Below are 20,298 nucleotides of genomic sequence, written 5' to 3'. Positions count from 1 at the left end.
CAGCCGCTGCCCGTGTAGCTGCTGCTCTCCGCGGGATGCGGAAAACTGGCTCAAGGAGAGTACCGCCTCAACCTCAACGGCGTGGACTGAATGAACTCGAGAACCAGTTCAAGGTGTCCAGCAATTTGCCGGAGTGCAGTCCAGCAATTTGCTGGAGTGCCGAATCTGGTCCTGTTCGCCGCCGTCGGGGCGAGAGCCTCATCGGCATGGATCGCGGGTCGAAGTGATGTGACAGGTCTGGCCAACTCTCGGCGGGCCAGCTCAGCGGCGACTCGTCGGCGCGCCACCCTCGTTAGTGGCGCGTGACCGGCACGGCTGTGGGCTCGACGACATGAGGACGGCGTTTCGGCCACGACCGCGGAGCGCCGTCTTGCGGATCTCAGCCAGCACCCCGCGTCGCAGGATCGCCGGGTCCAGTCTCGCCGCATCCGCGTAGCACTGGTCAGCCCCGGCGACGTCACGGGCGAAGTCGTGGACCAGGCCGGTGATGAGCAGCAGCCTTGCCTGTTCCAGAGGCTCGTCCCGCGAGAGCACGGCTGCCCCGTCGACCAACAGGCGACGGAGATCATGCGGCGGCTCGAACGGACCGCCACGCCAGATGTTCGCGAAGAACTCGTGGACGGCGCGCTGCACGACGGCGCGCACGGATGCCGCATCGCTGTCGACCGGGCCGGCCCCGGTCCCGAAGCTCGGCACGTCAACCACCCTGCCCTCGCGCTGAGTGTCATCCACGGCTACATAAGTCTCACCGGATGCGAGCCGGAAAGGGAAGCTGATTGCTATCGCGTTGTCGTCGTGGAGCAATCGCCGCGCGCTCGCTTCAGAACAACGCGCCGTAGCCGCGCGTCGGTTATGGAGACGCCTCGCTCCTCTCGACGGAGGAGGCCTGGAGCTGTCGATGCCGTCCAGGCCTGCCATGTCGCTGCCGTCGGTCAACCCTCCGCGTTCTCGTCACCCAGCTGGTCACCCACCTAAGGTATCGAAATCTATGGCAATTCCGCCGAACCGGCCGCTAGAGTTCGGGAGCGCCGCGTGCGTGATTTTCGCACGGACACTATGACACCATCGGGGATCCGTCGTTCGGACCGCGATTCGCCCGTGCAGGGCGCGAGCTTGCCTGGGGTGTAAGACCATGAAATTATTCAGGAAGCTATCACGGCGCTGCGCGATCTGCGCGGGCCGCCATGCTCCTGCTGCACCATGGCTGAGCTCGTCTGTTCGGATCGCTCACCGCAGAGCTCGCCGAGCTGGGCCGAACGTGAAAAGAAGGGAGCCGCTGAGGACCGCTCTGGCGGAGACACCTCTCTCGCCGTCGCCTGCTTCGAGGTGCGTGGGTGCGTGTGATCGAGAACGAGCTCGCCCCGGTCGGACCTCTCCGTACGTGGTTCACCGCGGAAGAGGCAGCCGCTGCCTACGGCCCGTCCGTCGACCCCTGACGGTTTTCTCCGCTGCTCGGCAACGGTGACGCGCCACCACAGGTGGTGCAGCAGGGTGGAGCAGAGCCCCGGACGACGTGACCGCGGGACCGTGACCGGGCTCAAGGGCCGAGAAGTTGCGACGGGTGGCGGGATGCGACGGGCGGAACGCTCCTCGCAGAGAACGACGTAAGGATGAGCATCGGCGTCCAACCATCCTCGGATGGAGCAGCAAGGTCGCGGCGCAGTGGAATTGTGGAGACGTTTTCACTTTCTCGTCTCGGACCACCTCCGGCGCGGCGTGCTTGGTCCTCGGCCACTCTCATCAAGGATGGTGGGTCGGCTACTTTCCCTGCGACGGGCGTTTCGCCCGTCGCAGCCACCCCGACCTTCAGCGCTGCCGGTCCGCCACCCCCGGACCGCTGACGTCCTGGTTCGCCGCCGGAGCGAGCGCTACCCCTGATGAGATCCCCAGCGCGAGCCGGAGCCAGGCCGGTCTCCCCAGGCTGAACAGAATGGCCAGCCCGTGCCACCTTACGCTGCCCGGCTTACGCGCCCGCGTAGCTCCTCGCTCGAGTCCTACCGCAGCGGTCCTGGTGCGCCGCGGGGACGTGTGGCGATGAGGAGAGCGTGCGGCCTTGGCGGCCCAGAGCCGCACTATCGCTCATTCGATTCGTCTATACGTTTGCCTCGACTACCTGCGTCGCCAGCGCAGCGGAGACGGAGCTGTATACGTCCGGACCGGTGATGCTCACGATGAGGGAGAACCTCATCGAGCACTCCCGGAGCTGCTTGCGCTGTTCCCACCAGCCGAGAACCGGATACACTGCAATCAGCTTTGGACCGGCCAGGTAGGCGGCGCGCCCCTTCCACCGGTCGCTCTGCACGGTTCCGCGGCTCCGCTTCTGGGGGCCGATCCTCCAAGGGAAGCTCTTCTTGTCCGATGTTTTCCGCCTCTTGCCCTCGTCATCCATAGGACGCATGAGCTCGTTGATGCGCTGTAAAAACTCGCCTTCGCTCTCCTGCGGCCCCTGCATGTCCCACTTGAGATCCAGTCCGTGATATACCTTCCGGTGGAACTTGTTGGGCTCAGGGAAGTACGAGAGCGTCACGCGAAGCTCTACGTCGGTGCCCGTGTGAACTGCGATATCATCAGGGACGGGTAGCCGAAATACCTTCATCTTCCGGACCAGCTTGGGTTCGGTCAACTTGGTGCTTGCCCGCTTCGGCGGCTTTTTCTTCGGCACCTCCTCTTTCAGAGCGTTCGGGATCTCGTCCTCAACGATCACCGTAGCCCGATCCCTGGCACAATCTCTGGCGAAAGCAAGAACCGGGACGCCATAGCCACACGCCGCGAGGCGATCATCGAGGCTGCGGAACTGCTTTATCATGGTCGACGTCCACGACGCCGAGTGTACGATGAGCCCTCTCACGGTCTCTGGCCGCAGCGAGGGTTCTGTCGCCCAGATCGCTGCAGTCATACGCGCTGCATGCGCCGTGGCCTCGCTAGTCATAGCGATTGTGGAAAGGGGCCTATTGAGGAGTAATCGGTGCCCGGTGGTGAGTGTGACGAGCGTTGCCACGTTATGGTCCGGGAGATCCCCAGCCAGCAATAAATTGCCACCCTCGAGCACCACGTCCGGCTTAATAGGCCACGGCGCACCCTGTGGTCCCGTACTGGTGTACGGGGATATGCCCCCTTTCGGTGCGATCGGCCTGCCCTCATCGTAATCCGAGGCTGGTGGGATACTCGTCTTCGTGGTGTATGCCCCGACGGTCAGAACGTTTGCCGCCTGTGCAGGATCCTGGATCTTCTCCGTCAGGTGCAGCTGCGGGTAATCTTTCGCAAGCTCGAGCCACCTATGATCGCGCGCGTTGCCCGCCGAGACGCAAAGCAGCCGGCCCCGCCCTTCACCGTACGCAAGCTGATCGAGAGCATGGCTCCAAAGAGTCGGCTCAACCGGCTTAATCGGCCGGGTTACGGCAAGGGCAAACACCCGCTGCCGTGGGAACGAGTCAACCTGCTCCGCCAGTTTAATTGCGTCTTCGGTGATTCGAGGCCACAGGTGCCGATTCTCCTCGGAGGCCGTGCCCTCTTCTGGCGTCACCAGAATTTTCACGCTCTGGAGCCAGTGGCTTGCCGTTGTACTCCCAGCGTCCACGATGGCACCCACGTCCGAGTGAAGGGCTACTCCCGCCATCTTTGTGCCATGACCGTAGCGGTCTTCCGGCGAGTCCAAGCCGGGTACAACCGAGCCAGCAGAACGTATCGCCCCCTTGAGCAGTGGATGTGTGGTGGCGATCCCCGTGTCCAGCACGACGACGCTCGGGGCCTCTTCGGCAGGCGGTCGGAGATCGAACGCGCGGACCTCCTGGATGGGCTGCTCTTCGAGCATGAGCCAGCCGCGAACATCAGGTGGAGCCAGGAGACACTCGTATACGCAGTCCGTGGCTTTGATCAGTGCGTCGGCCTGTTCGAGTGTCGCACGAACAAAGAAGTAGACCTGCTCTGGTCCAGCGAACTCCTCAAACCGGGGTGAAAGGCCGAACTTCACGAGCTGTCGTCGGACTTGCTCTCTGGACCGTTCCGTATCCAGCTGTGGTCGGCGGTAGCCCCCACGGCAGCCGATCTCGAACCACACGGCTCGCGATGGATCGAGGAGGGCATTGATGGAGGCGCCGCCACGCCTGTCAGCACTGGTTGCGAGCGCGATCTCCCGGATTGGAGCGATCGCAGCTTCATTCGCCCTCGAAGTCAGTACCTGATCGTTCCGGGTGCGAATGTTGATCGCAGCGTCGTCCCCGAACGCCTCGATCTTCTGGCGCAGTCGCGGGAGATCGGGTCCCGGTGCGTCGAGCAACACCGTCCCGGTATCCGGATCAGCACCCACAAGGTGGACGCCATCTGCCAGCGATCGAGCTGGTAGCTCGCTGCCAGGCTCGGGCCGGATGACGATGAGCTCGCGCGACGCGGCAGGGTCACGGTCGCCCGGCTTCCGAAGCTGTACCTCCTCGGCGATCGCATTCAGCTGCGCTAGCAGCGCTGCGCGATGCTGGAGAGGGTCGCGCGGTGGGATCTGCGGAGGCGGTACCGGAACCTTCCGCCCATAGGTCTCGACCAGCGTGATCCGCCCCCGAATCAGGGGCAGGCGCGACGTACCCGCGGACATGGTGCTCACCCTCGTGGCAGTTCTCGGCGCTTGGTCTCATCGAACGCCCGCTCGATGTCCTCGCGTCGGAGCTGTTCTCGTCCATCGAGGACCATCGACCGGATCGCATCGTCACTCGCTCGCGCCGCGTCCGCGAAGCTGAGCCCTTGACCGAGCCGAGCGACGTGGGAGATCTCGTCGGCAGGAAGATCGAACGCCGCGAGCCGCAAGCGAAGCAGCGCGGCCACCTGCTCGGTGGTCGGCTTCTCGAAGGGAACGATGAGATCGAAACGCCGGAACACGGCCCGGTCGAGCAGCGACGCATGGTTCGTCGCAGCGATGAGGATGCTGGTGCTCACGTCCGCGTCGATGAGCTGCAAGAAGGCCGTCACGACCCGGTTCATCTCGCCCACGTCCTGGGCGTCGCCGCGCGCCTTCGCGACGGCATCGAACTCGTCGAAGAGGTAGACGCCCGGGCGACGCGGCATCTCCGCGAAGATGGACCGGAGGTGTGTGGCCGTCGCCCCCAGGAACCGGGAGAAGAGTGCATCGAAGCGGACGGTCAGGAGCGGCAGCCCCATCTCTCCGGCCAGGACGCCGGCAGCCAGCGTCTTGCCGCAGCCAGGCGGGCCGTGGAGGAGCAGCCGTCGACGGGGCGTCACGCCCCACTTCTCCAGCTTCGCGCGCGATCGGTTTTCCTTCAGGACGCGCTCGAACAGCACCCGCGTTTCGTCCGCCAGCACGATGTCCGCGAGCCGCTCCTCGCGGTGTCCTCCCTCCAGGATGTCCGCGAGCTCCCCGCGCGGCTGCGCGATGTCGACCAGCGTCGTCCCGCGCTTCGGAGGTGCCGCGGCCATCTTCGCGACGATCGCGCGGAGATCCTCGGCGACGCGGACGTGCCCGGCGGCGCTCTCCGCCGAGGCGAGCTGGAGGGCGGCCTTCCTGAACGTTGCATCGTCGCCGTCGGCGTGGGCCTGAAGGAGCTGCTTGAAGATGTCCGCACGCATCAGCCCGCCTCTCGTCCGTGCGTCACGCGCGCTTGCACGGGACGGAACCTCGTCGCTGAGCGTGGCCTTGTCGATCGGTGCCGGCGGTGAGCGGTCTCTCACGTTTGAACGATAAGCAACGCCCATCCCCAGGGCAACGGTCGCGTGTGCTGCCCTCGGAATGCTTTCCAGGGACGTCTGAATCTGCTGCGTACGAGAGCGTTACGGCCGAGTTCCGGGATTTGGGCGCCTCTTTCGCGTCCGCACCGAGGAGCCAGGTCAACGCCGCGCGTAGGCCGGGAGCGCGCCCCTGGGTTCGCGATGTCATCGGCGCCGGAGGCTAGCACGGTCCCGCTCCGTGCCGATGTGCCGGCCCGGGAGTCGAGCGCGCGCCGTGTGCCCGCGACCGAGCTCCCTGATGAGCCCCGGCAAGATGCCTGGCTCGGGGGCGCCGCGGTCGCGGCCACCGTGTCGAAGCAGTTGCCGCCCGCGGCGCTCGTCGTGCTGCATGCGGTCACAGCGCCGGGGGCGGTGGCAACTGTGGAGGAAGGGGCAGCCTCCACTGCTTCCAGCTCGGAGGACATCAAGGAGCGGCTGGCAGCCTTTGCAGCCATGGCCGCGCCGGCCAACGCTGGGGGGAGGACGCGCGAGCTGGCGGCATCAGGATGCGCGGGCCTGGTCACGGTGAGCACGCAGAGCCAGGGCTAAAGCGAAGAGCCTGGGCCACGGGCAGTACGCGTCTCGCGACGCCGGTCGTCTTCTTCGACGGCTTCTTCATCGCATGCCTCTCGCTGTCGTCGATGTCGCGCCAGCTGGCGGGCCCGAGCTTCCTCGAGCCCACCAGGAGCGCGGATCAGTTGAGCGCCAGCCGCTGATGGCGGCGCTCGATGGACTCACGCCACGTCCCGACGAACCCGCGGCCCTTGCAGAGGGCGTGGGTCAGGATCACGGACATGCCGACGCGCGGGCTGAACCAGACGACGTTCCCGTCATCGTCCCCCTGCCAGATTCTTCCGCCGTGCTCGCGAGCGTACATCACGGCATTGTCGAACGTATCGAACTCGATGACCCGGGCTCCCTCGGTCATGGCGCTCTCCGCGGGCGGGCAGGACGCGCTCGCTCTACCGCAGCGCCCGCGAGCGCGTCGAGCTCGACCGACGCCATGGTGATGTGCCAGTGCGCCCGGCAGCCCTGGCAGAGCCGATCGGTGTCGTAGGCCCAGAGCGGGCGCAGGTTCCTCCGGAACTTTCGCGCCTGCTCTTTCTTGAGGCACGAGATCGACCCGGTGCACCGGAGCGCCTCGGACTTGTTCGTGCTGTCGGCGAGCTGCCGCACCCGCTCCGCCAACGCGGCGAGCTCCTTCGCACGAGCTCTCGGCGTCATCGCACACCTCCCGCGGCCTGTTCGTCGGTCCGGTTGGCCGGGGTGTTTGCCCTGAGCCACTTCACCCGCGTGCCGCAGCCGGCGATGCTGTGCAGGGGCTCCTCCGGCCGTGGCAGGTTGTGCCAGTGCGCTCCCTGCGCGAGCGCGCCGGCGTACAATGTGCCGGCGAGGATCACGAGCTGGGGCGGCAGCTCGAACGACGGCAGGAGCTGACCGACCGTGCGCACGCCCCAGTCCTCGCGCTCGCGCTTGTTGTACAGGCGCAGGCTCCGGTCGTACGGGCGGAGCACCGCCTTCGGTGTGACCGCGCCGTAGAACGCCGACACGATGAGCACCGCGTCGCAGGTCTTCTCGGCGTAGTCGTACGCGGCCCGGAAGAGCGCCGACGTGTAGAGCTCGCGCGCCGGCGCCGGGTGCTTTTGCTTCGAGGCCGAGCAGCCCACGAGCGCGACCCGCGGGGCGCCCGGCTTCTTCTCCGTGAACATGGACCTCTCCCATCGCGCCGCGGAGCGGCGCGTCTGGAAGCGCGCCCGAGAGAAGCTCCCCCAGGCGCGCCACGTTGATGCTTCAGAAGAGCGCCGGCCCCGCCCCACGCCGCGGAAGAGCCTCGACGGTGAGCAGGTGCCGATTGGCGACTTCTTCTTCGGTTGCGCCGACGACCCGGACGCTGCTGTAACCCTCGATTTCCTTGCGGCGGACGATGACGCGTTCGCCGGCTTCCGTGACGAGGTGCACCGCGCCACCCGGTGCCGTCTCGATGCGGATGACGCGCAGAACCTTCATCGCGACCCCCTCGACGAAGAGCGCCGGCCTCGTCGCTTCTGCTCGCGCAGGCGCAGGCCGACCATCTTCGCGACTGCCTCGGCGCCCGCGTTGTCGATGGCCTGAACGAGCAGGTCCTTCTCCGCTCCGGTGACGGAGATGCCGAGGAACAGCACCCCGTCCATCCGTCGAGCCTCTCGGATGAGCTTCACCACGGTGACGTAACCGCGCACGTGCGCCAGGTTGACGAAGACCGTCCCATCCGATCCCACGGCGAACGGCGCCGTCGCGATCTTCCGGTTCACGAGGACGGTCCCGCGCCCGTGATCCGGGACTTCTGCGAAACGGCTCGTGCGAGCGACAGGAAGAAGTCCACGACCTCGTGGAGCAAGGGGAAGGGCGGCGGGCTGATCTCCTGGAACGGGTCCGGGATGTCGAGCACGCGCCCGTCTGGGCAGCCGAGCATCAGGGCGTCGATCCAGTGATCCGTCTCGGCGAGCGGCACCACCCAGTAGCCGACCAGGCCGAGGTCAGCGAGCAGGTCCTGGTAGGACGTCATCATCGCGATCGCGAACTGGTGGTAGTAGCCCCACTGCGGGTCCGCGACCGTGCATGCCCGAAGGAGCCTCCGGGTGAGGCGACGGCGGACGCGGTCCAGGACCGGCGGCGGCACGGTCTTCTTCTTCGCGAGTCTCAGCATTCATTCCTCCAACGAAGAAGACGGCGCGCAGGAGTGCCTGCCCGCCGCCCTCGTGTTGTTGGTGGTGGTCACCAAGGAAGGCGAGCTACGGTGCCGTCGCGGTCCGGTTCCCTCCGGACGCCGACGTGCTCGGCGATTAGCCCGGGGGCGTGGCCGCGGTTCCCCGATGCGGGAGCAGCACTGCATGCACGGCCTCGGCGACGTGCCGGGCGTGAACGCCGTCGCTGCCGTCGAGGTCCGCGATGGTGCGCGCGACCTGGAGCACGCGGCGGTAGGCCACCGCGGAGAAGCCCAGCCGCTCGGTGGCCTCGGCGAGGACACGAGCCCCGGCCGCGTCCGGCGTCGCGACCTGGTCGAGCTCCCGGGGGGAGAGCTGGGCGTTGGTCCGGGCTGTCGCGCCCGCTCGTGCTCGCTCCTCCTGCGCAGCGCGAGCCGCGATGACGCGCTTCTGCACCTCGCACGAGGGCTCGTCCTTCGATCTGCTCTGGAGCGCGGCGACGTCGACCGGCGGGAGCGCCACCTGGACATCGAAGCGGTCGAAGAGAGGATCGCTCAGCCTCGCTCGGTAGGCGCGCAGGCGCTCCGGGGAGCAGATGCAGCGCCGCGCGTAGTCCCCCGCGAACCCGCAGGGGCACGGGTTGATGGCGGCGACGACGAGCGTCTGCGCCGGGAAGGTCGCACGCGTGCGCCCCCGGGCGAGGGTGACGCGGCCCTCGTCCAGGGGCTGCGGCAGGGCCTCCAGCACGCTGCTCCTGAACTCGAGCAGCTCATCAAGGAAGAGCACCCCATGGTGGGCCAGCGAGACCTCGCCGGGCCGCACCGGCTCACCGCCACCCACGAGGCCAGCCCCGCTCACGGTATGATGGGGCGCGCGGAAGGGACGTGTTCCCACGAACCCAACCTCCGGCACGAGGAGCCCGGCAACGGAGTAGACCGAGGTGACCTCGGTCGCCTCCTCGAGCGAGAGGGGCGGCAAAATCCCCGGCATCCGCCGCGCGAGCGACGTCTTCCCGGCCCCGGGCGGCCCCATGAGCAGGAGGTGATGTCCGCCCCCCGCGGCGATCTCCAGCGCTCGCCGCGCCGCATGCATCCCGCGGAGGTCGGCCAGGTCCGGCGCCGTCGCCAGGGGCACACCTGGGAGCGGCGGCGGCTCCCCCGCGCTCTCCAGCGGGATGTCCTCGCGGAAGTAGCGCACGAGCTCGACCAGTTGGTCCGCCACGAGCACCCGGCTCCCGGGCACGCTCGCGGCCTCCCGGGCATTCGCCTTGGGGACGATGGCCCGGGTGATGCCGTGGGCGATGGCCCCGCGCAGGCTCGGGAGCACGCCGCGCACGGGCCGGATCGCGCCGCCGAGCGAGAGCTCACCGAGGAGCACCATGTTCTCCAACGACGCGGTGGCGATCCGCCCCAGCACGGCGAGAATCGTGAGCGCCATCGGCACGTCGAAGGTGCCGCTGCTCGCGACCTCCTCCGGCCCAACACGGACGGAGACCCCGTGCTGGTGGAGATCCACGTTGAGCTGCTGCAGCGCGGCGCACACCCGGATGCGGGTCTCCCTCTGGCGCGCCTCGCTGAGGCCGATGATCTCGAAGGAGGCCGGCGCCTGCGTGATCGTCGTCTCGAGGCGGACGAGATGCGCGTCGAGCCCGGTCAGTGACACTGAAAACGCGCCGGCACGCAGCGCGTTCTGGGACTGCTTCATGTCATGACTCCGAAAAAGCGAAGGCGGCGCACGGAAGTCCCGCACGCCGCCTTCAGTTGTTTCTCTGGTTGTGGTTTACGCGTGAAGACTGGGCGTGCGTCGGAACGCCTCTGAGGCGACCTCTGCAAGGGCGACGACGACGGACGTCGCTACGACGACGGCCAGATTGCCTCCGAGATGGCCGCCACAAGCAGGCCGGCGACTGCCGTGGCGGTGCCCTTCTTCGTCGCCTCCGCGGTGAGCACGCGGATGATGTAGGGGACAGCGGGGTCGGGGCTCTGAGCGGTGAAAGTGGACACGTTGGGCATGACGACTCCTGGGCGCCCGAGCGGGCGCAGTGAAACAAGGACCGGGTGGATGAAAGACAGAGCGCGGGCGCGTGGGGCAGCCCGCGAGGTGATTGAGCTCAGCCCATGCAGGCGAGGATCACCTGCGCGAGCATCGTCAGAACGGCCGCCGCGATGCGCAGCGCCTTGATGAAAAACTTGGTGTTGTTCATGGGTGCAGTGCCTCTGTGGAGGGGCTCTCCTTCATGGCTCTTATTCCTATATTTCGCGGCTCATTGCTCACCGCGATGAAAGACGCGGCGATCGCGTCCTGCTCATAACCAGAATGTGAGGTGGCCCAGATTGGGCTATCAGAGCAGGGGGCCGGCCATAGTTCCTTCTGGTTCCCGAAGCACACCGCAACAAGGGGTTAAAGGAGAACGGCGGAAGTCACCTCCGGGTCCTCCTACGCCCTACGCCTGGGATCACGCAGCCGCCTGCAGCGTGGCAGCGTGGACGTGCTCCACGTAGCGTGCGACACGAGCGTCTGTGCTTACAGGTTGGGCATCCCGCCGAGCGCACCGGATAGCCACAGTCGCGAGAGAGTCATCCCCCTCTTCGTGCACCTGGCGAGCGCGTCGCTGTACCCGACCCGGCCCACCTCCGTCGCCCCGCTCTTGTTCCGATTCACGATGAAGAGGCGCACGCGGTCGTCCCCGAGATCGAGCGCGTCGAGCACCTCCGGCCGCTGCGTGACCATGAGCACCTGCGGCCGTCCGGGCTCGTTCAGCACGATGTGCTGCACCCGTTCAGCAACCCGGAGCGCCAGGCGCGGGCTCAGCGCATGGTCGGCGTTCTCGAAGGCCAAGATGGGAGGTCCTTCGGGGAGCAGCAGCAGCATGAGCGTGTACAGGATGAGGCGCGTGCCGTCATCGGCGGCGCCGGTAGAGATCCATCGCGCATCGCGGCGCAGATGACGATCACAGAAGCTGACGCCCTCGTCCGACACATCTTCGGCCCACTCCGCGAACCTGCGCACCTCGTCGACGATCCGTCGCCAGACGACACGCTCCCGTTGCAGCTCGGGGGCGCACTCGAACAGCACGCCTTTCATCGACTCAGGGGAGGATCCGTGCGGACTGTAGATGGCGAACAGATCCAGGGCACGGAGCAGCCTGCTGAGCGGCCCCTCACCACGCGTCGCGCACACCAACGGAGCGATCCCGCGATCCTGCTCCGGCCTGATCGTGACCAGATCCCCGGTCTTTCGCCCCAGCACCAGGCGCCCCACGTTGTGCTCTCGGGCGGCAAGTTCCTCACCGTTCTCCATCAGTCGCTCTCGGGCGAAGTTCCACGACCACGTCTTGGGTTCCTGGAGCCTGGCTTCGTAGAACGCGCCCTCAGCCCACGCCTCGATGATCATTTTGGTCCGCCGGCGCTCTGACGTCCTGAGGAGGGTGCCTTGCTGGGTCCGCGTCACCCGCACCCCGCGTGCGTTCAAGGCGTCCGGCTCCACCTGGCCTTGCGCAGCCGCGCCGAGCAGCGCGATTCCCTCGAGCAGGTTGGTCTTCCCGGCGCCGTTCGGCCCGATGAACACGTTGAACTTCCCGAGCTCCAACGTGACGTCCACGATCGTCTTGAAGCCGCGGATTCGGACTTTCTGGAGCATGATTTCTCCTCGGTTGCTGATGGGAAAGCGCGGCCTGCGCCGCGCGACGGGATCGGCGGCCGTCGCGGGGAACTCCAGCGAGGTGCAGTCCACCCGGCAGGAGCCCGCTCGCGCCGGGCGATGATCGCGGGCGGGACCTCGGGGGCTGGGAGACAGCCCGCCGCCGAGCGCCGCGGGCTGTCCACCTCCTCTCGAGCGTCGCGCCTGAGGGCTCAGCCTCCCGCGGCTTCCACCCGCTGGCGCGCCTGGGGCTCGTGCCCGACCGCCTCGACGCCGGCGCGCACAGCCGCGGCCAGCGTCCCGTTCGCGAGCAGCGCCTCGCGAGCTCGATCGCGCCCGTGGCCTATGTGCTCGCCGCGGAAGGCCAGGTGCGCGCCGTTCTTCTGGATCACCCCGGTCGTGAGGCCGTGATCGACGAGGTCGCCGGCGGCGTCGATCCCCTTGCCCCAGCGGATGTCGAACTCCGCCTCCTTGAAGGGCGGCGCCAGCTTGTTCTTGACGATCTTCGCCCGTGTGCGGGCTCCGACCGTGTCCTCGCCCGCCTTCACGGTCCCGATCCGGCGCACGTCGAGGCGCACGCTCGCGTAGAACTTGAGCGCGTTGCCGCCCGTGGTCGTCTCGGGGCTGCCGAAGACGACGCCGATCTTGTGGCGGAGCTGGTTGATGAAGATCAGGGTGGTCTCGGTGCGGTGCGCGATGCCCGTGAGCTTGCGGAGGGCCTGGCTCATCAGCCGCGCCTGCAGCCCGAGGTGCTGGTCGCCCATGTCCCCCTCGATCTCAGCCCTCGGCGTGAGCGCGGCGACGGAGTCGATGACGATGATGTCGACGGCCGAGGAGCGGGTCAGCATCTCCGCGATCTCGAGCGCCTGCTCGCCGTTGTCCGGCTGGGAGACGAGGAGCCGGTCGGTGTCGACGCCGATCGACCGCGCGTACGCGACGTCGAAGGCGTGCTCGGCGTCGATGAACGCCGCGACGCCACCCGTCCGCTGGGCCTCGCGCATGGCGTGCAGCGTGAGGGTGGTCTTGCCGGACGACTCCGGGCCGTAGATCTCGACGACGCGCCCGCGCGGGTACCCGCCGACGCCGAGGGCGGCGTCGAGCGCGAGCGAGCCGGTGCGGATGACCCGGACTTCGGGGATGCTGTCACCACTTCCGAGGGCCATGAGGGCTCCCTTTCCGAATTGCTTCTCGATGGCGCCGACCACGGATTGGACGGCGCGGGCCTTGCTGACGTGAGCGTTCATGGGGAAGGTCCTTTGCTGAAGAGGGGGTGCCGAGACAGGAGAGCGCCGCGCAGCAGGCAATGCCTGCGCAAGCGAGCGCCTTGCGTGAGCGGTCGTCAGGGGAGACCGCGCTCAGCAGCGTCGAGCAGGTTGTAGATGGTCTCCGTCGCCTTCTCGATGCGGCGGCGCGCCTCGTGCCTGGAGAGAACGCGCTCCTGGACGGGGCGCGTGGCGTCTTCGGCCGCGTTGAGGCCCTGGTCCACCTGCTCCCGAAGCGCGGTGAGCCACCTGCGCGTGTAGCTGGGATCGTCGAGTCGGATGGCGTCGTTCGGTGGCGGTCGTTCGGTACGGCCGTCCCACGTGTCGTCGTCCGCCGGGTACTGGCGAGTCTCTGTCATGGTGGTTCGCCTCCAGGTTGGCCTGAGCGAGATGAGAACGGCGCACAGTATTCCTGTGCGCCGAGGCGGAATCTGACGTTGCAGATGGTTGAGAGCTGGGGGTTCTCCGATCCTTCTGGGTCTCGGCATGGGAGTCGAGGCTCAGAAGGAGGGCGCCCTGTGTATCGAGATGGCGGGGCGGAGGAAGCTACTCGCCCTTCTCCAGCTGGGCGTGCACGGCGATCTCGCGCAGCACCTCGCCGGGCGTGCGCCCCTCGTTGTGCGCGATGGCCTCGATGACCTTATCCAGCGGCTGCGAGCAGAGACGCGCGCCCACGACCACACGGGGCTGGATGTGGATCGGCGGGGTCTGCGGGTGCGGCCACCTGGGCGGCAACCAGGCGTAGGGGATGTCCCTGGGCCAGTTGCGCTCTACCGAGAGAGCCGACTGGTAGCCCTTCGACTCCAGGTAGGTCTCAATGTCGTGTGGAGATACGCACCGTGTGACTGGCTTGCCGGGGAACGTGACACTCATGCGGTGCTTGGGATCTCGGAGGTTCATCGGCTCCCCTTTCGCCTGTGCATGCGAGCGAGCAGCTTGCGAGCCCGGCGGAGCCGGCTGGCGGCGGTTCCGAGGTGCAAGTGCAGCACGCTCGCGATCTCGGCGCCTCCGTGGCCCAGAGCCGCCAGGGCGATCACTTCTCGCGCCCAGAACGGCATCTGCCAGAGCGCGAGGAGCGCCTCCATCTCGGCGCGCGCCTGGAGTTGCGCCTCGAGATTCAGGCCCACGACCTGGTGCAGAAGGCCGAGCGGCTCCTGGTGCAGGACCTCGTGACGCACGTACGCGCTGCCGAGGTAGTGGGTCGCCTGCCGCCACGCGACACCGCGGAGCCACCGGCGGAGCACCTGCCGAGCGTTCGCGGCTGGGTCGGGCCGATACCGACCCGCCTCGATGGCCTTCCACGCGCCCAGGACGACAGCCTGCGCGACGTCGGCGCTGTCACGCGCGGGGACGCCGCAGGAGATGAGCGTGGCCACGATGAAGGTCCGCTCCGCCATGACCGCAGCGATGCTCGGTCGGGCCGGGGGATGTGGCGCGGCGGGCGGGCGGTGGGCCCCTTTCCGCCCGCGGCTCACCTACCCCTCTCGGAGGTGCGGTGGCGGTCAGCCGCTCCGGGCGCGCTCAACCGGCTGCATCCCGTGGTGCCGGTCGCCTGGGCCGCGCGGCTGGCCATGGCTGGCGACGAGCGGTGCGGGTCGGCAGCAGTGTGCCGGCAGTTTCGCGCACGGACGCCCATAGGTCCGGCGGGCGAGGAGCGGTAGCCGTACAGCCCCAGCAGGTTGCGGGGTGCGGCGGGCAGCCGGATCGCTTCGGTGTCGGTCAGGGAAGGCGGACGGGAACGAGGGCACCGGCGCGATGGCGCACGGCCCCCTTGGCCCGCGGACAGCGGGCGGATTACAATCAGCATGTCGCAACCTCGGTCCTTGAGGTTTCGGCCACGCAGCCCGGGCGATTGGCGTCGCCGCGGGCTGCACTACTTCAAGCGGAGATGAGCACGCTGCTACCTCACAGGGAGACTGCAGCCCGCAAGAACCGCACGAGCAGCAAGAGTGCAGCTCCGGGACCAGCCCGAAGCTGCGTAGTCTCAGTCCTCCTCAGGTAGCATGATGGTGATCACGGGCTCGGCATTGTCACCGGGACCGCAGACCGCCTTGAGCTCCACAAGCGACGGCTTGGTGGAGTCGGTGACCACGTACAACGAGAAGATGATCTCGTTTGCTTCCGGTGCGCGCTGGGCCGCCGCGCGGAACATCCAGAGAACATCCCAGAGTCTGCCGCGCTCGTCGTTGCGGGCCCGCAGCGCAGCCGGCGTCAGCATCACGTAGCGGTCCCAGACGGAGTGCGTCACGGCGACGGGAAGCTTGATCCCCATCTCCCGGGCCGTTGACGTCACGTCCCTCAGGGTGCCATCCGCGATGGCCTGGGCGCGCGTGTACGCCTCGATGACCTCGAACTCGAGCTCGTCGTTGTCCGGCATCTTGTTTTTCTCCGGTTGGGATTACGTGGCGCCGGCCAGGAGAGAGACGCTCTCGCCTTTCGCGAGCTCTGCGCCGCCGAGGCGCATGTAGTGCGCGGCCTTGGCCCGTAGCGGTGAGGTCTCGGGCACCTCGCACTCGATGGCCACCGTCCAGAGCCGCACCCCGAGCGCCAGACCCTCGCGGAGGGCCGCTTCCTGAGCCGCCTGGTCCCCGTCCACGCCGTCGGTGACGAGGATGATGTCGGCGCCCTGGTGGCCCCGCTGGGCGAGTTGTCGGACCTGCTGCACGGCCATGCCGAGCGCGAGGCCGATGGCCGTTCCCCCGCCGAGGAAGTGACGCACCATCCGCAGCACCGCCTCCGTGTCGCCGGGCTTGATGGCCTGGACCACGGTGGAGGTCGAGTAGTGAACCACGGCGGCCGGCCGCTTCTCGTCGAACGCGACCCGGCAGAGCGCGACCGTCGCGGCTTTCGCCCACTCGTTCCGGGCAGCATGCATGCTACCGGACTCGTCTAGCGCGATCACCAGCGGCCCCTTCGACTTCTTTGCCTCGCCTCGGACGGCGTACTGCGCGGCCCGCCGGGAGGCGATCCGCTCCAGGACGACCGTCTCCAGGACGGGCTCCATGAGCAGCACCTGCTCGGCCGGTAGCAGACGGGACACGTCGTTGCCCTGCTCGACCGAGTAGACTTCCGCGGGCACGCCGTGGACCCGGCTGGCTCGAGCCCCTCGCAGTGCCGCGTACATGCGGCCAGCGAGGCGTGCGATGCGCTCGATCTGGTGGAGGTCCCCGTGGGCGAGTTCGACATCGCGCGCGTGGGTCCACGCCGCGCTGACGTCCCAGCCAAACCCCCCGGCCAAGTGCTCGGTGCGCCGGGCCTGCGCATCGAAAGCTGCCCACCTCTCCCGGGCGACGCCGCGCAGTTCGAAGGGCGACGCCCTGGGGGGCAGGGCAGGGAGGCAGGCCCACAGCCGCTCGAAGGCGTATGCGGCCGCTACGTCGTCGGACGCGAGCAGCGCGGCGTGCTCCACCGGCGCGGTGTCCTGCACCGCCTCGGCGAAGGAACCCGCGAGCGGCTCGCTCCCTGCTCCGACGATGGCGTTCCAGAGGTCCCCGGCGAGCGCCGCATCCTGGTCCGCTGCGACTGCCACGGCGCGGTGTGCGCGCCGAGCCTGGAGGAAGGTCCCCATCGCGACCTCCTACAGGGCGTAGCGCTTCGCCAGGTCGGCCTTGAGCGCGTCGTGGACCTTCTTCAGCTCGTCGAGCTTCGGCTGGATGCGCGCCTGCGCCCGGCGGGACACGCCCTCCTTGAGCTGCTCCTGCACTCGCTTGGCCGCATCGGTGATGTCGGCAGCGAGCTTGGGGAGCGCCTCCAGGTAGGCCGCCGCCTCCGTGGGCCGGTGGGCGTAGGCGCGCAGGGCTTCGTCCACGACCGTGATCGCCTTCGCCACCGCGCTCCGGTCCACCGTGTCGAGTACGGCGACAACGCGAGCGCGGTCGTCGGGCTTCTGCCAGAGGCCGTACCGGAGCACGGCGAGGTGGTCCAGCTCGACCTCGGCGCAGTCGTCGAGCCAGGCGGCGGCGCGGAGCACGCGGGTGAGCGCGATCCAGCGCCGGTCGGAGACGACGATCCCGTTGGCCTTGAGCTCGTTCCGGATGCGGAGGAGCTCCTGCACGATGCGCTCGGGCAGCGCCACCCGGCCGACGTCCGTCCGAGCCGCGTCCCACTCGGCGAGCTTGATCTGGGCCGACGCCGTGTAGGCGGGCGGCGTCGCGACGAGCTGCATCCAGGTGGCGTCCGCCTGCACGTACTCGACCAAGTCACGCAGTAAGAAGCGGTCGTACACCGCCGCCAGGTTCTCCTCCTCGGGCAGCTCGTTCGAGGCGCCGACCAGCATCCGCAGCGGAATCGGCCGGCCCTTGTAGAGCCGCTCGTTCATCGCCGACAGGAAGGCGTTGAGCACCGAGTCGGACCCCTTGAACACCTCGTCGAGGAAGGCGCACTCGACCCCGGCGAGCCGGCCGTCGAGGTTGCGCTCCCAGAGGTCGTTCTTCAGGGCGCTGAGCTTCACCGGGCCGAAGTACTCGTCCTCGGTCCCGAACTTGGTCACCAGCGTCTGGAACTTCCGCGCGTCCGGAAAGCACGACAGGAACCCGAAGAACAAGGCGCTCTTCGCCGTGCCCGGAGGGCCCACCAGCAGCGCGTGATTGCCCGAGAGAGCAGCGAGCAGGATGCACTCGACCGCGTTCTCGCGCTCCCGGAAGGCGGCAAGCAAGCTGTCACGCACGGTCCGGAACCTGTGCCGCACAGAGGCCACATCAATCGAGTTGTTGGTCGTCGACTTCATCATCACCTCGTGTATCTGCGCAGCGGGTACGCCGCGCCGGTGCCTCGCCGTGGTGTCACCCACGGCGAGGCGTCTCCCCATCGACAGGCCCGGCCTTCTCAGTCGTTGACCACAGGGATGGTGAACGACACGCCATCTCCGCCGTCGAGCTGAAGCTGGAAGCTGTGCTGGAGCTCTTTGACCCGCGCGGTGATCCGATCGGCGACTCCGGCCAGGACGCCTCGGTAGAGCTCGGCCTTGGCCGTGAGCTCCTTGCAGAGCTCGACCCGCCGCGCGAGCGCGTTCTGGCGCATGCCCTCGGACGCCGCCTTGTCGAGATCGGCGATGAGCTCCGTGACGTCCGCCTCCAGCGCGCCCTGCGCGGCCGCCCTGGCGACGGCGACGTTGTCGGGCGCGTCGTGCATCTCGATTCGGATCGGCGTGACGCCGAGTTGCTCGAGGCCCGGCCGGAGCCGGAGCCAGGCGCCGCAGGTGGACGGCGGCAGCAGGTAGAACCCGCCTCGATCCCGCAGCGGAACGCCGGAGAGCGCCTTGGCCGTCGCCACCATGGCGAAGGAGATGTCGCGCGTCTCCGCGTGCGTGACGAGGTGGTTCCCGTGAGCGGCCATGGCCTCGGCGTGCGCGAGCGCCTCAGGGATCGAGGACGCGCCGTCGGGCGGCAGGCCCACGATGGTGCCCGTGTGCCGGTCGACCCGGGTACGAGCGCCGCAGACGTACTCGTCGCCGGCCTCGCCGTCGCGGGTCCTCTGCACGTAGATGCCCACCGCGGCGCTCGTGTCGCCCTTGGGCCGCGCGAAGGGCCGGACGAGGATGCCGGCCGGGCGCTTCACCTCGGCCGCGGCGCGCGAGAGCGCGGTGGCCGGATCCATGTCCGGGATGAGGTGGCCGAGCCCCTCGGTCGCGAAGACGCGGCGCGCGGCCTCGCGCGTCACGTCGATGCGGTCGGTGTTCCAGGAGATGAGATCGCCGATGTGGCGACCTCCCGCGGCAGCGAGCCGCCGCTGGGCGCGCTCGAGCGTCGCCGGTGCGCTGTTCATGGTGTGGACTCCTTGTCGTGGAGAGTGAGTGTGTGGTGGCGGAGAAGAAGCGGGCGCTGCGCGGAACGACCCGCACGCTGCCCAGAGCAACGGTCCACCAGAGGACGATGGACCGCGGTGATTGCTAGGCCGAGAACGCAGCTTCGGTGAGCGCCTCGGCGAGCCATCCCGTGGTGCGAGCGGCAGCGGGCGCTGCGTTCGCGGGCACCGGGCGTAGGGCGTCCTGGCTGCGATCCCCCGGGGCGGCTGAAGCCGGAGCTGGCCGGTGCTTCCTGACGGCAGGAGCCGGGATGCTGACGTGAAGGACGTGGGCGGACTCGCTGGCTGGCACCACCTGCGAGTAGAGGCTCAGCCCGCCCCGCCCCTGACGCCAGCGAAAGTGGAGCCCAGCCCGGTCCACCCAGCTCACCAGATCCGCGAACTGCCTCGGAAGTACATCTGCCACCTCGACCAGCTTCTTGCGGGGCAGATGTACCGCGAAGGCACGGCTCATCAGGCTGATGTGCTGGATCGTCACATCTGCGAGCAGGTCGCCGAGGAGGAGGCTCATGTCCAGCAGAGCCGCGCTTTCCCGCCAAACTGCCGTCATGGCAAGCCGCTGGGCTGCCGCTAAAACAGCATCGCGACGGGCAGTCTGACGACGTAGCGCGCGGGCTTCAGCTCGTTGCTGGAGGAGCGCGCGGACCCGTGGAGCCGCTTCTTCGTCGAGCCGGCCGGCCAGCGCCCGGAGCTCGCCGGCGTCGACGCCGAGCAGGACCGCGAGCTCCTCGTCGTGCTCGGCGACGTAATCCCCGACGTTGTGCGACCCGGGCTCGAACGCGCGAAGAACGCGCTCCAGCCCTGCCAGGCCGCTACGCCGCCCGGCCATGGACGATCACGCCCTCGTCGGGATTCGTGGGCTCCGGGAGGTCCAGGTCCGGCGAGGGCACCGGAAGCTGGTCGGTCCGCTTCTTCGCCTTGACCAGGTCGCGGGCGAAGTCGTGATCGGGGCTGTTGCCCAGCGCGGCGCGCCGCAGCCGCCGGGCGACGGCGAACGGATTCATGCTGCGCGGCACGCGCAGGGAGGCGGTGCCGAGCGACAGGAGCAGACGGCGCTCAGCGAGGGTCGAGGGGCGGAGCGTACGACCGTTGATGCGCATGAGATGTTCCTTTCTCTGAAAATGGAAAGGCGCCCGGAGCACGAGAGCTCGTGCCAGCGGGCGCCCTGCGGGGTCAGGATTTGCAAGAGGGGGCGTCAGCGC

23 protein-coding genes are annotated in these 20,298 nt (G+C 68.4%); 1 reads left to right on the top strand and 22 read right to left on the bottom strand.

Annotated elements, in window-relative coordinates; translation table 11 throughout:
• Positions 1–261: 261 nt before the first annotated feature.
• From WMF31_RS37920 to WMF31_RS37910, 3 genes are all read right to left on the bottom strand, one after another.
• Positions 262–732 carry a hypothetical protein gene (locus WMF31_RS37920; protein ID WP_436606771.1) on the bottom strand — a complete coding sequence of 157 codons (471 nt, stop codon included), beginning with the start codon at positions 730–732 and terminating at the stop codon, positions 262–264.
• A gap of 1,360 nt (positions 733–2,092) precedes the next feature.
• Positions 2,093–4,585, bottom strand: coding sequence for a S8 family peptidase (locus tag WMF31_RS37915; protein ID WP_436606770.1), 2,493 nt, complete (start codon positions 4,583–4,585; stop codon positions 2,093–2,095).
• Positions 4,586–4,590: 5 nt separating this feature from the next.
• The gene (locus WMF31_RS37910; RefSeq protein ID WP_436606769.1) at positions 4,591–5,571 is read right to left on the bottom strand and encodes an AAA family ATPase; all 981 of its coding nucleotides are present in this window, start codon (positions 5,569–5,571) and stop codon (positions 4,591–4,593) included.
• A 447-nt stretch (positions 5,572–6,018) separates the two neighbouring features.
• On the opposite strand from WMF31_RS37910, the gene WMF31_RS37905 reads away from it, so the two are divergent.
• On the top strand, positions 6,019–6,258 hold the full coding sequence (locus tag WMF31_RS37905; RefSeq protein WP_436606768.1) for a hypothetical protein: 240 nt from the start codon (positions 6,019–6,021) through the stop codon (positions 6,256–6,258).
• 145 nt (positions 6,259–6,403) lie between these two features.
• Here the strand turns inward: WMF31_RS37905 and WMF31_RS37900 are convergent, their stop codons facing one another.
• From WMF31_RS37900 to WMF31_RS37810, 19 genes are all read right to left on the bottom strand, one after another.
• Positions 6,404–6,637, bottom strand: coding sequence for a hypothetical protein (locus WMF31_RS37900; protein ID WP_436606767.1), 234 nt, complete (start codon positions 6,635–6,637; stop codon positions 6,404–6,406).
• Entirely contained in the window at positions 6,634–6,933 is a 300-nt protein-coding gene (locus WMF31_RS37895) for a hypothetical protein (RefSeq protein WP_436606766.1), read from the bottom strand. Before WMF31_RS37895 ends, WMF31_RS37900 begins: the two co-directional genes overlap by 4 nt.
• Positions 6,930–7,418 carry a DUF6884 domain-containing protein gene (locus WMF31_RS37890; protein WP_436606765.1) on the bottom strand — a complete coding sequence of 163 codons (489 nt, stop codon included), beginning with the start codon at positions 7,416–7,418 and terminating at the stop codon, positions 6,930–6,932. Before WMF31_RS37890 ends, WMF31_RS37895 begins: the two co-directional genes overlap by 4 nt.
• A gap of 82 nt (positions 7,419–7,500) precedes the next feature.
• Positions 7,501–7,716 (bottom strand): hypothetical protein, encoded by a 216-nt coding sequence (locus WMF31_RS37885; RefSeq protein WP_436606764.1) that lies wholly within the window; start codon positions 7,714–7,716, stop codon positions 7,501–7,503.
• Positions 7,713–8,000, bottom strand: a complete 288-nt coding sequence (locus tag WMF31_RS37880) for a hypothetical protein (protein WP_436606763.1) — start codon at positions 7,998–8,000, stop codon at positions 7,713–7,715. Before WMF31_RS37880 ends, WMF31_RS37885 begins: the two co-directional genes overlap by 4 nt.
• Positions 7,997–8,395 carry a hypothetical protein gene (locus WMF31_RS37875; RefSeq protein ID WP_436606762.1) on the bottom strand — a complete coding sequence of 133 codons (399 nt, stop codon included), beginning with the start codon at positions 8,393–8,395 and terminating at the stop codon, positions 7,997–7,999. Before WMF31_RS37875 ends, WMF31_RS37880 begins: the two co-directional genes overlap by 4 nt.
• A gap of 136 nt (positions 8,396–8,531) precedes the next feature.
• Positions 8,532–10,097 (bottom strand): YifB family Mg chelatase-like AAA ATPase, encoded by a 1,566-nt coding sequence (locus WMF31_RS37870; RefSeq protein WP_436606761.1) that lies wholly within the window; start codon positions 10,095–10,097, stop codon positions 8,532–8,534.
• A 149-nt stretch (positions 10,098–10,246) separates the two neighbouring features.
• Complete coding sequence (locus tag WMF31_RS37865; RefSeq protein WP_436606760.1) at positions 10,247–10,405, bottom strand: hypothetical protein; 159 nt, start codon at positions 10,403–10,405, stop codon at positions 10,247–10,249.
• 511 nt (positions 10,406–10,916) lie between these two features.
• Entirely contained in the window at positions 10,917–12,125 is a 1,209-nt protein-coding gene (locus tag WMF31_RS37860; protein ID WP_436606759.1) for an AAA family ATPase, read from the bottom strand.
• A 119-nt stretch (positions 12,126–12,244) separates the two neighbouring features.
• Complete coding sequence (recA, locus tag WMF31_RS37855; RefSeq protein WP_436606758.1) at positions 12,245–13,276, bottom strand: recombinase RecA; 1,032 nt, start codon at positions 13,274–13,276, stop codon at positions 12,245–12,247.
• A 95-nt stretch (positions 13,277–13,371) separates the two neighbouring features.
• Positions 13,372–13,653, bottom strand: a complete 282-nt coding sequence (locus WMF31_RS37850; RefSeq protein WP_020741401.1) for a hypothetical protein — start codon at positions 13,651–13,653, stop codon at positions 13,372–13,374.
• Between the two features lie 187 nt (positions 13,654–13,840).
• Positions 13,841–14,194, bottom strand: a complete 354-nt coding sequence (locus WMF31_RS37845) for a hypothetical protein (RefSeq protein WP_155798244.1) — start codon at positions 14,192–14,194, stop codon at positions 13,841–13,843.
• The gene (locus WMF31_RS37840) at positions 14,191–14,691 is read right to left on the bottom strand and encodes an RNA polymerase sigma factor (protein ID WP_436606757.1); all 501 of its coding nucleotides are present in this window, start codon (positions 14,689–14,691) and stop codon (positions 14,191–14,193) included. The genes WMF31_RS37845 and WMF31_RS37840 overlap by 4 nt, the downstream gene beginning before the upstream one ends.
• Before the next feature lie 587 nt (positions 14,692–15,278).
• Positions 15,279–15,671 carry a DUF6573 family protein gene (locus WMF31_RS37835; protein WP_436606756.1) on the bottom strand — a complete coding sequence of 131 codons (393 nt, stop codon included), beginning with the start codon at positions 15,669–15,671 and terminating at the stop codon, positions 15,279–15,281.
• Positions 15,672–15,692: 21 nt separating this feature from the next.
• Entirely contained in the window at positions 15,693–16,862 is a 1,170-nt protein-coding gene (locus WMF31_RS37830) for a vWA domain-containing protein (RefSeq protein WP_436606755.1), read from the bottom strand.
• A 9-nt stretch (positions 16,863–16,871) separates the two neighbouring features.
• Entirely contained in the window at positions 16,872–18,023 is a 1,152-nt protein-coding gene (locus WMF31_RS37825; RefSeq protein WP_436606754.1) for an AAA family ATPase, read from the bottom strand.
• Between the two features lie 95 nt (positions 18,024–18,118).
• Complete coding sequence (locus tag WMF31_RS37820) at positions 18,119–19,057, bottom strand: hypothetical protein (protein WP_436606753.1); 939 nt, start codon at positions 19,055–19,057, stop codon at positions 18,119–18,121.
• Between the two features lie 124 nt (positions 19,058–19,181).
• Positions 19,182–19,925, bottom strand: a complete 744-nt coding sequence (locus WMF31_RS37815) for a hypothetical protein (RefSeq protein ID WP_436606752.1) — start codon at positions 19,923–19,925, stop codon at positions 19,182–19,184.
• On the bottom strand, positions 19,909–20,196 hold the full coding sequence (locus tag WMF31_RS37810) for a hypothetical protein (protein WP_061607368.1): 288 nt from the start codon (positions 20,194–20,196) through the stop codon (positions 19,909–19,911). The genes WMF31_RS37815 and WMF31_RS37810 overlap by 17 nt, the downstream gene beginning before the upstream one ends.
• Between the last annotated feature and the right edge of the window lie 102 nt (positions 20,197–20,298).

The organism is Sorangium sp. So ce1036, assembly GCF_051369805.1.
Classification (GTDB): Bacteria; Myxococcota_A; Polyangia; order Polyangiales; family Polyangiaceae; genus Sorangium; species Sorangium cellulosum_F.
The sequence above is the reverse complement of the archived record's forward strand: the minus strand, read 5'-3'. Positions and strand labels throughout refer to the sequence as shown.